This is a genomic window from Saprospira grandis (assembly GCF_027594745.1).
Lineage (GTDB): Bacteria > Bacteroidota > Bacteroidia > Chitinophagales > Saprospiraceae > Saprospira > Saprospira grandis.
This window is the reverse complement of the sequence record NZ_CP110854.1, coordinates 1,387,492-1,400,662: the sequence shown is the minus strand read 5'-3', so window position 1 is coordinate 1,400,662 and position 13,171 is coordinate 1,387,492. Positions and strand designations below refer to the sequence as shown.

The window sequence follows — 13,171 nt, the reverse complement described above, 5'->3', positions numbered from 1 at the left end:
AGGCCATTTGCTGGAAAAAAAACGCTCAGATAGCATCCCTCAGGCCATTTGCTGGAAAAAAAACGCTCTGGTGGATTTATTCTTAGCATTCGCTGGAAAAGAAATGCTGCATTTCAACTCTTTTGGAGCATTCGCTGGAAAAAAAACGCTCTGGTGGATTTATTCTTAGCATTCGCTGGAAAAGAAATACTGCATTTCAACTCTTTTGGCGCATTCGCTAGAAAAAAAATGCACTGAGGGATTATTCAGAAGGCTTGGCCTAAATCCAAAGCAATGAAAAGGGAAGAATACTAAGCTAGGGCGGCCAAGGCCCCACTGGCCGCAGGCCAGAACGGCTGAGGGATGGGCAGCAGCAGGGGCCGAGCGACCCGACCAACGGGAGCCGACGCAGCGAAGCAAGTAACAGCGAGCTGCGACAACCAGCCCCAAAGGGGCGCCAGTTCGATGACCAACGGGAATAAACAGCCCGACCCCGAGCAAAGCGACAACCAGCCCCAAAGGGGCGCCAGTTCGACAACCGAAGGGCGTAGCGGCAGCCCCAAACCCTAATCCTCTAGATAAACAAAGGCCTTTTCGAAGGCATCGATAATATAGTCGGGATCTTCTAGGCCAACATAATAACGCACAAAACTAAAGGGCAGGGGAGGAGGGGGCGCTGTGCCTAGATTATAAAAGCAGGCGGTAGGGACCTGCAAAGACTCAAAGCCTCCCCAAGAGACCGCCAGCAAAAAAGTGGGCATTAGGGCCTCCGAAAAGCGCTCCATTTGTTCGATACTCTTAGCTTTGAAGTTTACCGAGAATAAGCCGCCAAAGCCAGACATCTGTTTTTGGGCCAATTCATACTGCGGATGAGAGGGATGGCCAGGATAGAGGACATAATCCACCTTGGGATGCTGGGCCAGATAATCGACCACCTTTTTGGCATGCTCATTAGACTTTTGAATGCGCAAGGGCAGAGTGCGCAGCCCCCTAAGAAGCAGCCAAGCATCATTGGGCGAAATAGCGGGACCTAAGGCCATATAATCTAGCTCAAACATCTTTTGAATCAGGGCCTTGCTTCCGCAGACCACCCCCGCCACTACATCACTATGGCCATTGAGGTATTTGGTAGCCGAATGAACAACAAGATCAATGCCCAAGGCGATAGGGTTTTGGTAAATCGGGCTAGCATAACTATTATCGCAGATGGTCCGAATGCCGTGTTTTTTGGCCAAGGCCGCACAGGCCGCCAAATCTTGCAGCTCAAAAGTAAGCGAATTGGGCGATTCTAAGAAAAGAACCTTGGTGTTGGGGCGGATAGCCGCCTCTATTTCCTGCAAATTGCTAGCATCAATAAAATCATAGCTAATGCCAAAGCGGCTAAGGAACTTGCTAATCAATTTATAGGTCCAGGAATAAGGACTTTGTACCGAAAGCAGATGATCGCCCGCTTGGAGCTGCGAGATAATTGCCACTGCACAGGCGGCGCTCCCACTGCCAAAGACTAGGGCATCCTCGGCTTGTTCTAAGGCGGCTAATTTTTGGCGCAAAATGGCCACCGTGGGGTTATTGCCACGGCTGTAGACAAAATTGTCTAACTCGTTGAGAATCGCCGATCTAAAGTCGGCCAAGCTATTATAGGCAAAATTAGAAGACTGCATAATGGGCGGAATCACTGCATTGTAATAGTCTTCTCGCTCTTCTCCCAAATGCGTCAGCAAATAAGATGTATCCATATTATATTGATTTAAAAATTTATCCTTAATATTAGAAGCTAAGCTTTTAGCTATTTTTAGGGCTAGCTACAATACTACAATTATAATGAAAACAATACTTGCTTTTTTGGGCTTACTTTTGGCCCTTCCGCTTACTGCACAAGTTGGGATCAACATCTTGCAGCCAGATAGTAGCGCGGTTTTGCATCTAGAATCTACCGATAGAGGCTTTTTGCCTCCTCGGATGAGCCGCCAACAAAGAGATAATATCCAAAACCCCAAGCCGGGACTTACGGTCTATAATGCTACGGATAGCCTTATGGAGTACTTTAACGGCAACTGCTGGTTGGCCTTCAATCAGAGTAGTTGCGATGATTGCGCCTTTGATTTTAGCATGGATAATCCCGCTGGCCATATTGACCGAGTATATAGTAATCGAGATTCGGCCTTTTTGTATCTCCACCAACGCAATGGATTCTCCAATGACATCTCGGTCTATATTATCCCTAACTTGCCTGCGGGCATTAGCGCTAGTTTGGACCAATATGTAGTGAACGGAAGTGATACTATACAGCTTTCTGTAGAGGCCGATATCTTTGCGCCTCCTGGCATTTATCCTGTGATTGTGCAGGCCGTATGTGGAAATACTGTGGGCAACCAAGTCTTTGTGGTCGCCGTAGATAGTTGTATGGAGGTTTATATTAACTCGCCTCAAAGTGATTATGATTTGCAAGCGGCCAATGCTTTGCCAACGGCCGTACCTATCTGTGTACTGGCTACCATTGGTCCTGGGGTGGTCCTAGACAATCCTACGGCTCCTGCCGTCTTTACTACAGGTGGGCTACATCCCGACTCTAAGGTCGGCATTCTCAACCAAGGGACCCTCTTGGCCCGTGGTGGCGATGGCGGTGCTGGCGCAGGCGCTAGTGGTGGCGGTGCCGGAACTGGTTTTGATGGAACCCATGCGATTAGTCTGACCGTAGACACGGATTTGCGCAACCAAGGCCGTATCTATTCTGGTGGCGGCGGCGGTGGCTCTGTGGGCCTCATCCAACCCATCAATTTAGGCATCGGAACCTATAATTTGGGTATTGGTGCTGGCGGTGGCGGTGGTGCGGCTGATGGCGCTGGGGGCAACCTTGGGTCGGGCTTTGGCTATTATGAACCGGGCCAAAATGCAGGAACAGGAGCCTTTGCTCAGGGCGGTAGAGGCGGCGCCCTCAATAATCCCTATACCTTTAACCTCTTTGGGGCCGATTTTACCATTACCCCTAATGTCTATGGCGGCGATGGCGGTGGCTATGGCGAGGATGGGCAAGCGGGCTACCTCTTTGTCAATGTTTTGGTCCAAATTGGGGCTCCTATTGTCGGGACCATCACGCTTTACGACCAAGATTTTCCCGACCCACCCAACACTAATTTCCCAGTAGGGGGAACAGCGGGCTTTGCCGTTAAGCGCAACGGCCACAGCCTGCTCGGTAGCTTCATTGACGGCTACTATTTGTCTGGGGCCATGAAGGGCTACATTGGCAACTAATTTATTTTTAGGGGCCCTACTATAGATTTGGGGCTGCCCCGCCCTCTGGGCGGGTCGGGCCATTGCGCAGCTCGCAAGTCTGCTCGGCCCTGCAGCGGCCAAGCCGCTTTGGTCTGCCGCCTTTGGCGGCCCTGCTACAGCCCCTCAGCCTGCGGCGGCTTCGCCGCCTGTCTGCCGCAAAAAAAGGATTTAACCCTGAGCTAAATTTATATAAGGGGGGCTTTCTGGGTGTAATACCTAAATTAGCGGCCAAGCCTGAGCAGAAAACAATCTTGGCAAATTGTTTGCAACTTTTATACTTGCGCAAAATTACCGACTAGAAACTACTTAACTTAAATAGAGCTACTACTTATGCATAAGCTTTTCGGGGGATTGATTCTCCTACTCATAGGCCTACTCCCTTTACAGGGCCAAAACTTTGAAGGGGTCATTAAAATGGAGCAAGAAGGGGAAGCTGGTATGCGTTATCAGCTAAACTGGTACATCAAAAAGGACCAAATTGCCTTTGAGGTGCAAACCAAATCAGACCCGAACTCTCTAAAGATGCGTTTTGTGCCTCAGCCACAGAAAAACAACATGCTCATGGTCATTCAATCGGAGGAAGGGCAGAGCAAAAAAGAAATATCTTCTCGAGATATACAGGCCGACTTGGGCCTGAGCAATGCGGTGATTAAGAGCGAAAAGGTCCGAAAATCAGTAGAGTTTGGGCAGCTGTATACGCTCAATATCGAAACCGATAAATTTAATACAGAGGTCGAGCTGGTCAAGGAAATTGATGTGGACCTAAAAAAATATGCCGCCTACCTAAAGAATGATTATGGCATACAGGCCCTCATTCAGACTGGGGCAAAGGGCTTTCCCTTAAATTCTACTACCTATGATAAATATGGGAAGCTGATTTCTAAAACTAAGGTCCTTTCTATTGTTCGGCAGAAAGTAGACGATAAATACTTTCAGTAGCGGATGAGAAGAACTTTACATAATATAGGGGCTGGCCAGAAAATGGCTGGCCCTTTTTTGGTCTAGCAGGGCGCGCAGCGCCCGCAGGCTGAGGGGCTGTAGCAGGGCCGCCGCAGGCGGCAGACCAAAGCGGCTTTGCCGCTGCAGGGCCGAGCGAATAGCGAGCTGCGCAATGGCCCGACCCGAGCGAAGCGAGGGGCAGCCCCAAATTCCCTTCTAAACAGAAAAACAGAACAGCAAAAAGACAAGCTTTGCCTAAACCATCCGCCGATGAATGGCGTAAGAGAGTAAACCCAATTGTAGGCAAACCCAAAAAACGGGATAGCCCATTTTGACGGCATCAATAAAGTTTTGGCCCCCGCCAAAAGCGGGAAAAAAGTCAATGGTGATTAGGCTAAGCGGCACACACATAATGAACATAAGGGCTAGGCTGAGAATATGAAAACTAGGCGAACGGCCCACAAAGGCTCTAGCAGCCCAAAAGACAAAGCTCTCTAAAAAGACCAGAAGAAAGAGGGCCGAGCCCACCATAAAACCCGTATCGCCAAAATGAATTTTGCTATAGAGATTGGCAAAAGCTAAATAGGCCAGGCTATAACTTCCCCAACTACTGCCCCAAAGAATAAGAAAGATAGCCCAATATTTGTAGGTGGGTACCTTTTTGCCCCAAATAAAAAGCGGTAGCATATAAGTAGCGGCAATAATTCCGCATATAATTGGGGTTGTATAAAAAGGAACATGCAGCCAGTGCATACCTTTCCAGCCCACTAAAAAATTGAGTTCAAACTGCCAAAGCGACCAAGCCAAGCAAGCCAAAAGATAGCTTAGAAAAATGGCCAATTGGTCCTTGCTCTTCTGTAGATGTCTCCATGCTGACATAAACTATAGGGGGGGATTTGCGTTAAAGAATCGGTAAAAAAGAAGTAGCTACATCAAAAAGCTTGTATATTTAAAAAAAACAGTCCCTTTTCGCATCAAAAATAAGAATAACCTATGTTTTGTAATAAGACCAAGGCCCCTCTCTCGCTCTTAGAACAAGAAGAACAGCCTGCCTGTAGTGCTTTAGTAGAGGCTGGGCTTTGTTTTCGATTGAGTCGGAATATCTCTGATTTGAAGGTTGCCTGGCAAAGCTTGGCCCCCAAAGAAAACAAATTTTTACAATATGAGTATTTGCAGGCCCTAGAAGCCCATCCTCCTCAAGGTATGGGCTTTTGCTATTTGGTCTTTTATCGAGATAAGGAGGCAGTAGGTTTGGCCTATTATCAGACCTATTATTTGGACATGCAAGAAAGTGTGCAAAAGGAATTGGAAGGCGAGGGGCTCTTGGGGTCTTTGCGCAAGAAGTTGCAGCAGTTTTTTCTGCGTCAGGCAGTTTTTAATGTTCTCATTTGCGGAAATTTAAGTCTAACCGGCGAACATGGCTTTTATTTTAAGGAGGGACATGGCCCGAAACAATTGGCTTGGCTGCAAGAGGCCACAGACCGTCTGCAAACGGAGCTAGAGCTAAGCGAGCAGAAGAAGTATCAGCTACAGATGTTTAAGGATTTTGCCTTGGATGGAGTTACTGAGCAAAATTTACAGCCCATTTTGCAGCAAGAGGGCTATCATCGTTATCGGATTCAGCCGGGTATGTATATGCGTTTGCCTGCGCATTGGGATAGCTTTGAGGATTATTTGGCCGATATGTCTTCTAAGTATCGGGTGCGGGCCAAAAGAGCCGCCAAAAAGGGGAAAGATCTGGAGTGGAGAGCCTTGGAGCTAGAAGAAATCTTGGCCCAAGAAAAAGAAATTTATGCCCTCTACCGAAATATATCGGATAATGTAGACTTTAATGCCTATGCCTTTGATGAGCAGTATTTTTCGGCCCTCAAAAGAGAGTTGGGCGAAGATATGCAGCTGGTGGCTTGCTATTTAGAGGGCCGCTTGGTGGCTTTTTATACCGCGATCTTTTCGGGCCAAACCCTAGAAGCTCATTTCTTGGGCCTAGAGCATAGCCTGAACCGCTCGCATCAGTTGTATCTCAATATTTTGTATGCCTTGGTGCGTATGGGCATTTATCGAAAGGTAGAAAAAATTGACTTTGCCCGTACGGCTTTGGAGATTAAGAGTTCGGTGGGGGCGGTAGCGCAGGAGTTTGACTGCTACTTGCGTCATCGCAACCGCTTATCTAGCGAACTGATGAAATTGGTCTTTGACCATTTGAGCCCCAAAGAAGACTGGACGCCCCGTTCGCCCTTCAAAGATATGTCGATTGTAGAATAGAAAACTTATCTTGGGCCCAAAATTAGGCAAAGCAATGTGGAAGAAATGGCGGGCCAAGATTGGAACAGATAGTCCCTTGGGACGCTTTTTAATTAAGGCGGCAAGCTGGAGTTTTATCTTACAAATAGGTTTATCAGCCCTCACTTTTCTCAGTTCGGTCCTTTTGGCCCGTTTGGGGGGAGATGAGGGCTTTGGCATTTATAGTTTGGTCTTTAGTTGGCTGTTGATTTTGCAAGTAGCCGCCAATATGGGCTTAGATGATCTCCTGCTCAAAGAGCTGCCTATCTTTAAGGACCAAAAAGCCTGGGGCAAGCGAGATGCTCTGCTCGCTTGGGCCGAAAAACGGACCCTTTGGGCCAGTTTGCTCCTGATGATTGGCTTTTATCTTTTGCTTCGGTATACCAATATACCTGGCTTGAGCAATTATGCGGATTATTATTTTTGGGCCTTGCCTATTATTCCCGCCTATGCCTTTTTGCATCTTTGGCAATCGGCTTTGCGGGCCGAGGGACAGATGAGTTGGGGCCAATTGGGCGACCGAATTGTGCAGCCTTTGCTCTTCTTTGCCTTTTTGGCCCTGCTCTATCTCTTCGCTTATCCCATTAGCGATTTGGGCCTGATTGCCGGACGAAGCCTGAGCTTTGTGCTGGCCGCTGGCCTTGCTTTTTGGCTTTGGCGGCGCTATCGTCAAGCACAGCCCAAAGCCGATAATTGGCCAAAATTAGAGCTTCCCGCCTACAAAAAAGCTAGTTTTTATTTCAATTTGGGCTCCTTGCTCTATCTGCTCAATAGCCGAATAGATATTTTGTTTTTGGGCTTTTTTGAGCTGCCTCCCGAGCAGATCGCTTATTATAATGTGGCCCTGAAGTTCTCGGATATTGCCCTAATTCCCTATTTGGTGCTGACCACCGTCAGCTTGCCGACCTTTTCCTCTCTTTATCATCAAGGGAAATTAGAGGAGTTGGGCCGGCTATACCAAGGCAGCACGGCCCTGATTACCTTAGCGATTATGGCCGTTTTGGCTGTTTTTATTGCTTTTGGTCCTTACTTTTTACTCATTTATGGTCCCGAATATCAGCAGGGCTATACGGCCTTGCTTTGGCTCTGTTTGGGCAAGGGCATACATGTGTTGGTGGGCCCCGTGAGCCAGTTGCTGGCCTTGGTGGGCCAAGAAAAAATGGCCGCTTATCTCTTGGCGGTTTCCTTGGCCATCACGGCCATCCTCCAATACAGTTTGATTCCCGTTTTAGGCATTAATGGGGCAGCCATAGCGGCCTTTCTGGGCTTGACCGTCTTCGATCTTAGTCTGGCCTATTGGGCCTATCGCAAGTTGGGTTTTTGGCCGATTGCTTACTGGAATCGGAAGTAGGGGGAGGTTTTTTGGGGCCTCCGCTGCGGCTTCGCCTTGCGGCGCTACGCTTTGGGGCTCGCTGTTCGCTCGGCCCTGCGGCGGCTGCGCCGCCTGGGTCTGGCCTGACGGCCACCCCGCCGCATCGCTAGGCCAGTGGGGGCCGCTTTTGTTTGGCTCTAGCCGAAAAAGAGCTGGAGAAAGGCCCGCTCTAGAGCCAATTTTTTCTAGAAAATTGCTTTGAAAAAAAGGGAAAAGCACGAACTTCGTCCAAAATATAAACGCATGTCTATTCAAGATTTTGACCCTAGTGGCTTTGCCCTAAAGAACGATAACTTTATTGGCTTACCTTTTACGGAGGAGAGCGCTAATTTGGTCCTTTTGCCTGTTCCTTGGGAGGCAACGGTCTCTTATTCGGCTGGAACAGCAGAGGGGCCTGCTAATATCCTAGAGGCTTCTTATCAGCTAGATCTCTATTTGGCCGACTGCCCAGATGTCTATAAAATGGGCATTTATATGCGGCAGCCCGATGCGCAGATCTTGGCCCAAAGTCAGGCGGCCAGAAGCTTGGCCAGTCGTCATATAGATGCTTTAGAAGCTGGCGAAGGCGGCGATGAAGCCGCTCGCTTGGCCGTAAACTCTGCTTGCGAAAAACTAGAAAACTGGGTCTATCAGCAGGCTAAGGATTTGCTAGAGCAGGGCAAATATGTGGGCCTATTGGGGGGCGATCATTCTACGCCCTTGGGTTATTTGCGGGCCTTGGCCGAGCGGCATGAAGAGGGCTTTGCCATTTTGCAAATAGATGCCCATTGCGATTTGCGAGAAGCTTATGAGGGCTTTACTTACTCTCATGCCTCTATTTTCTATAATGCTTTGGAGCAGATGCCCAAGCTGTCTTTGGTCCAAATGGGCATCCGAGACTACTGCCATGAGGAGGTAGATTACATCCAGCAGCAAGGGCAGCGCATTCAGGTCCTCTTTGACCAAGATTTGGCCCGTGGAAAAATGCGGGGGCTAAGCTTTGAAGAATTGGTCTTGCCATTTATCGAAAGCTTGCCCCAGAAAATATACATCAGCTTTGATATAGACGGTCTACGTCCAGAACTTTGTCCCAATACAGGCACGCCAGTCGTGGGGGGCTTTGACCTGGCCGAGGTCAGCTATATTTTTGAGCTATTGGCCCAGGCGGGGAAAGAGCTCATTGGATTCGATCTCTGCGAGGTAGGTGCTGCTACGGAATGGGACGGCAACGTTGGGGCGCGGGTCTGTTATCAGTTGGCGGCCCTCTTGGCCCGTACGCAGGCTTTGGTCTAGTTTCTCATAGGCTTTGCGTTTGCCCTTGAGGCGCAGCACTGCTTGAATTCTCAGGCGGACGGTATCGCTTTTGGCGCTGGTTCTGAGCAGCAGGGGCAAACTTTGAGGCACTTCTTTCAAGTAGATCGATCTGGGGAGGCTATAGACGGGGCTATAATAATTGGGGGAAATAAAATAATCGCGTTTAAGGATGCAGCGCTTCCACCAACCGGCGGGAGTAATTCCCTTTTTGTGGTAGCGTTTCAGGCATTTTTCTTTAGCGGGATCTTTGAGGATGGCCCATTCGATGCCATAGGGCAGTTGTTGGCCTGCGGGGCGATTAAAAATTTGATCGCCTTGGGCCCATTGTAGGACTGGGCGGAGTTCGGAGAGATGGGCTAGGCTATCGGCTTCAAACTGCGCTTGTCCACTGCTTTCTGCATAAATATAAAATAGCAGTTGGGCCGATTTAATCGACTCGAACTGTGTCCAGAACTCAGGCGTTAAGGGCAGTTCTATTTGTTTGCTGTGGCTGCGCTTCTGTTTTTGGTCTAAGAGTACCTCTTGGTCCAAAATAATTTTATTGACGGTAGTGATAGGGGCTTGGGCCCAAAGGCCAGTACTAAAAGCCATAAAAAGCAAGAAGATAGCTCTAGACATCTCTAGGGATTTTGTATTTTGTTGGAAGTATATTTTACGTTGGCAAGGCGGCGAAGCCGCCTTTGGCCCAAGGGGCCAATTGGCCTAGCGATGCGGCGGGGTGGCCGTCAGGCCAGACCCAGGCGGCGCAGGGCCGAGCAGACCTGCGAGCCCCAAAGCGTAGCGCCCGCCGAAGGCGGGAGGCCCCAAATCGCCCCAAAAATACGAAAGAAAGACAATCAAATTAGATAGACCATGATGAAGCGACAAAATACTTTTTTACTTTGGCTTTTGCCCCTATTTTTTGGCCTTTACAGTTGTGCTAACGTCTCGGAGCCGCAGGAGGGCGAGAAAGAGCAAGTAGAGGCGGAGCCCAAACGCCCTAAAATGAGTAGTTTTAAATTTAGAGAGATTGATATACAGGGCCATAGAGGCTGCCGTGGCTTGATGCCTGAAAATAGCATTCCGGCCTTTATGAAAGCCTTAGAGTTGGGCGTTCGGACCTTAGAATTGGATGTGGTGGTGACCCAAGACAGCCAAGTAGTTGTTTCGCATGAGCCTTGGGTCTCGCATCTGTTGGCCAATAAATTGGATGGGAATCCCATTGGACCAAATGAAGAGCGGCGTTTTAATATCTACAAAATGCCTTATTCGGAGCTGATTAAATATGATTGTGGGAGTTTGCCTCATCCGTATTTTCCGACTCAGCAGAAGATGAAAGTCATCAAGCCTCGTTTGTTGGATGTGGTCAAATCGGTAAATTTATTTGAGATGAAGGCCGAATTAGAAAAGCCCATACATTATAATATAGAAATTAAGCGATTGCCAGAATATGATGGCCGTTATTGTCCGCCAGTAGAAGAATTTGTAGATTTGGTTTTGGCGGCTATAGATAGTGCGGGTATAGCGGGGCATACGAATATTCAGGCTTTTGATTGGGAAACCCTGCGTTTGGTCCGTCAGAAGCGGCCCAAAATGCCCATATCTATGTTGGTAGAAGAGACGGATGACCCGCAAAAAGATCTGGATGAGCTAGGCTTTACGCCAGAGATTTACAGTTGTCATTTTTCTATGGTCAATGATACTTTGGTAGATTGGGTAAAGGGCCATAAGATGCAGCTCATTCCTTGGACCGTTAATGAAACGGCAGATATAGAAGCCATGTTGGCCTATCCCTTAGACGGGATTATTAGCGATTATCCAAATCGAGTGATGGATGTATTGATGCAGTAGGTAAATTTTAATCGATATATTTCTTCAACAAAACGGCAGTGCCCAGCCCCAAACCCGCCGAACTTGCCCCAATAGCGTATTTGGCCTTGGGCCGACGGGCCAAAGCATGGGCCAAAGAGACCAAAATTCGGGCGCCCCCCATGCCCAAAGGGTTGCCCATACTCAGGCTGCCGCCATAGGGATTGAGCTGATCGGGCCGAAGGTTTAGGGTCTTTTGGGCCAAAACGCCTTGAAGCGCAAAAGACTCGGCAAACTCAAAAAAATCAATCTCATTAGCCGAGAGTCCCTGCTGCCGAAGCAATTGCTGAACGGCCATAATTTGCGCCTCCGCCATATCTTCGGGAGGCAAGGCCATGCTCGTCCAGCCCACAACCTGGGCCAGTGGTTGCCCCCCTTCTCGCTCCAAATAAGGGCCCTGAGCCAAGAGTAAAAAGGCTGCCCCATCGCCCAAACGAGCCGAATTCCCCAGGCTAATAAATTGGCCATTTTTGACCAAAGGCGGCAGTTTGGCCAAAAGAGCAGCCGTTAGCGCCCTCGGCTGCTCGTTTCGATCTAAGAGCAGCTCTCCCGATCGATTATAGACCGAAACCAGCTCCCGATCAAAGGCGCCCGCCGCTTGGGCCGCCAAAAAACGAGCTCGACTCGCTTGGCTGTAGGCATCTTGTTCGGCCCGACTAACGCCTCTTTTTTGGGCCAAACGCTCTGCAGTTTCTGGCATACTCAAGGGCGCATAAGCTGAGGGCAAATGGGGGTTGACCATCCGCCAACCTATGCTGCTGTCTATCTCTTGCTCCTGATTCCGCAGACGAACAAAAGGGCTGCGACTCATGTTTTCTACGCCCCCAGCCAAGACCAATTCCTGCTCGCCCAAGGCCAAAGCCCGAAAAGCCTGAACGCAGGCATCTAAACCCGAATTACAAAGGCTATTGACCGTAATTCCCCAAATATGCGCCGGCCATTGGGCCAAAAAAATAAGCTGCCGAGCCAAATTGCGGTTGTCTTCTCCCGCCTGATTGGCCGCCCCTACATAAATGGCCGATAGATCCCTAGGCGAAAAATTGGGGAGCTCTTGCAGTACCGCTAGCCCCAAATCATCGGGCCGAATGCTAGCCAAAGCCCCATATAGGCGGCCAATAGGACTCCTCTTTGCTGCTAGGATATAGATGGGGGCAGACTTGTTCATTTAACTGAATTAATTAACTTTGTGGCCTGATTTTATCTGAAAAAAGCCGAATTATTATGATACAACGTATTCAAACTATTTACATGCTCTTGGCGGCCCTAGCGCTGGCCTTGCTCTTCGTTTTTCCCTTCGGTACGGCCCCCAGCACGGCTGAAGGCCCTTTGCAAGATGGCGATTATGACCTGATGGACCAATTCGTCCTGCTACTCCTAGCCCTCTTTCCCGCCCTGCTCAGCCTTGGTACAATCTTCCTCTTTAAAAATAGAAAATTGCAAATGCTGCTCAATAATTTGAGCTTGGCCAATTGCTTGATCCTGATGGGTTTAGCCTCTTATTGGAGCATGACCATTAGCGAGGAAGTAAAAGCTGGACTCGGCCTTTTTACCCCCGTTTTGGCCATGCTTTTCCTCTTTTTGGCCAACCGCGCAATCAATGCCGATGACCAACTCGTTAAGGATTCTGACCGACTCCGCTAGTTACATCCCGTCATAACGACCACGAACCTGCCCGTCATTCCCAGATTGACGGGCTTTTATGTCTATCACTACCCCCAAACCCAACATAATGATGTTCGGAATGGCAATAATCCAGAAGTTCGCCATCTTTTGCTGCTCCACTTCCCGCTCCTGTTTCTCCACCATCTGTCGACTATAATCGCTCATCTCTTCTTTCGGAATTTCACTGCCCGCTACCTCCGGCAGCTGCTCTTCTTGTACCCGATTAAAGGCCTGATTCGTGAAAACTGCCCCCAAAATACCCAAAATACAAGCCGCATACAAAAAGTAGGTCTTCATTTGAGGCTTCAAGAGCTTCATAATCAATAAACTAAGGGCCAAAAAGGTCAGGGCGTAAAAAATATAAACATAGGGAAGCACCTCCTTGAGGTTCACCAAATGACTGTTGTCTACAATCTGCGCATTTAGGTTAACCGTCAACAAAAGTAAAGCGCCTAAGCTCCAAATTTTCTTGCTGTTCATCTTCAAATTCTTTTTATTTTTGATTTGGGGCCTCCGCTGCGCGGC

At 48.8% G+C, this 13,171-nt stretch carries 11 protein-coding genes; 7 read left to right on the top strand and 4 right to left on the bottom strand.

The features are described from left to right. Positions 1-545: 545 nt before the first annotated feature. Positions 546-1,715, bottom strand: coding sequence for a trans-sulfuration enzyme family protein (locus tag OP864_RS05480; RefSeq protein WP_270100270.1), 1,170 nt, complete (start codon positions 1,713-1,715; stop codon positions 546-548). A gap of 85 nt (positions 1,716-1,800) precedes the next feature. On the opposite strand from OP864_RS05480, the gene OP864_RS05475 reads away from it, so the two are divergent. Further along, the gene (locus OP864_RS05475) at positions 1,801-3,231 is read left to right on the top strand and encodes a phage tail-like protein (RefSeq protein ID WP_270100269.1); all 1,431 of its coding nucleotides are present in this window, start codon (positions 1,801-1,803) and stop codon (positions 3,229-3,231) included. 351 nt (positions 3,232-3,582) lie between these two features. After that, positions 3,583-4,191, top strand: coding sequence for a DUF4412 domain-containing protein (locus tag OP864_RS05470; protein WP_270100268.1), 609 nt, complete (start codon positions 3,583-3,585; stop codon positions 4,189-4,191). A gap of 255 nt (positions 4,192-4,446) precedes the next feature. Here OP864_RS05470 and OP864_RS05465 read toward each other — a convergent pair whose 3' ends face one another. Beyond that, the gene (locus tag OP864_RS05465) at positions 4,447-5,070 is read right to left on the bottom strand and encodes a hypothetical protein (protein WP_270100267.1); all 624 of its coding nucleotides are present in this window, start codon (positions 5,068-5,070) and stop codon (positions 4,447-4,449) included. 114 nt (positions 5,071-5,184) lie between these two features. Between OP864_RS05465 and OP864_RS05460 the strand changes: the two genes are divergently transcribed. The 4 genes from OP864_RS05460 (at position 5,185) to OP864_RS05445 (ending at position 10,966) form a co-directional block, all read left to right on the top strand. Beyond that, a complete protein-coding gene (locus OP864_RS05460; protein WP_270100266.1) occupies positions 5,185-6,453 on the top strand; it encodes a GNAT family N-acetyltransferase in 1,269 nt (422 codons plus the stop codon). A 34-nt stretch (positions 6,454-6,487) separates the two neighbouring features. After that, entirely contained in the window at positions 6,488-7,822 is a 1,335-nt protein-coding gene (locus OP864_RS05455; RefSeq protein ID WP_270100265.1) for a flippase, read from the top strand. Positions 7,823-8,086: 264 nt separating this feature from the next. Further along, entirely contained in the window at positions 8,087-9,115 is a 1,029-nt protein-coding gene (locus tag OP864_RS05450; RefSeq protein ID WP_270100264.1) for an agmatinase family protein, read from the top strand. A gap of 873 nt (positions 9,116-9,988) precedes the next feature. Continuing rightward, a complete protein-coding gene (locus OP864_RS05445) occupies positions 9,989-10,966 on the top strand; it encodes a glycerophosphodiester phosphodiesterase family protein (RefSeq protein WP_270100263.1) in 978 nt (325 codons plus the stop codon). A 7-nt stretch (positions 10,967-10,973) separates the two neighbouring features. Here OP864_RS05445 and OP864_RS05440 read toward each other — a convergent pair whose 3' ends face one another. Beyond that, complete coding sequence (locus tag OP864_RS05440; protein ID WP_270100262.1) at positions 10,974-12,149, bottom strand: thiolase family protein; 1,176 nt, start codon at positions 12,147-12,149, stop codon at positions 10,974-10,976. A 56-nt stretch (positions 12,150-12,205) separates the two neighbouring features. On the opposite strand from OP864_RS05440, the gene OP864_RS05435 reads away from it, so the two are divergent. Further along, positions 12,206-12,625, top strand: a complete 420-nt coding sequence (locus tag OP864_RS05435; protein ID WP_270100261.1) for a DUF4293 domain-containing protein — start codon at positions 12,206-12,208, stop codon at positions 12,623-12,625. Here the strand turns inward: OP864_RS05435 and OP864_RS05430 are convergent, their stop codons facing one another. After that, entirely contained in the window at positions 12,626-13,126 is a 501-nt protein-coding gene (locus OP864_RS05430; protein ID WP_270100260.1) for a hypothetical protein, read from the bottom strand. Positions 13,127-13,171 lie beyond the last annotated feature (45 nt).

What these genes read in the sequence shown, in the direction of transcription:
- OP864_RS05430 (WP_270100260.1), bottom strand. Translation starts at nt 13,126, where the DNA reads ATGAACAGCAAGAAAATTTGGAGCTTAGGCGCTTTACTTTTGTTGACG.
- OP864_RS05455 (WP_270100265.1), top strand. Translation starts at nt 6,488, where the DNA reads ATGTGGAAGAAATGGCGGGCCAAGATTGGAACAGATAGTCCCTTGGGA.
- OP864_RS05480 (WP_270100270.1), bottom strand. Translation starts at nt 1,715, where the DNA reads ATGGATACATCTTATTTGCTGACGCATTTGGGAGAAGAGCGAGAAGAC.
- OP864_RS05440 (WP_270100262.1), bottom strand. Translation starts at nt 12,149, where the DNA reads ATGAACAAGTCTGCCCCCATCTATATCCTAGCAGCAAAGAGGAGTCCT.
- OP864_RS05465 (WP_270100267.1), bottom strand. Translation starts at nt 5,070, where the DNA reads ATGTCAGCATGGAGACATCTACAGAAGAGCAAGGACCAATTGGCCATT.
- OP864_RS05470 (WP_270100268.1), top strand. Translation starts at nt 3,583, where the DNA reads ATGCATAAGCTTTTCGGGGGATTGATTCTCCTACTCATAGGCCTACTC.
- OP864_RS05450 (WP_270100264.1), top strand. Translation starts at nt 8,087, where the DNA reads ATGTCTATTCAAGATTTTGACCCTAGTGGCTTTGCCCTAAAGAACGAT.
- OP864_RS05445 (WP_270100263.1), top strand. Translation starts at nt 9,989, where the DNA reads ATGATGAAGCGACAAAATACTTTTTTACTTTGGCTTTTGCCCCTATTT.
- OP864_RS05435 (WP_270100261.1), top strand. Translation starts at nt 12,206, where the DNA reads ATGATACAACGTATTCAAACTATTTACATGCTCTTGGCGGCCCTAGCG.
- OP864_RS05460 (WP_270100266.1), top strand. Translation starts at nt 5,185, where the DNA reads ATGTTTTGTAATAAGACCAAGGCCCCTCTCTCGCTCTTAGAACAAGAA.
- OP864_RS05475 (WP_270100269.1), top strand. Translation starts at nt 1,801, where the DNA reads ATGAAAACAATACTTGCTTTTTTGGGCTTACTTTTGGCCCTTCCGCTT.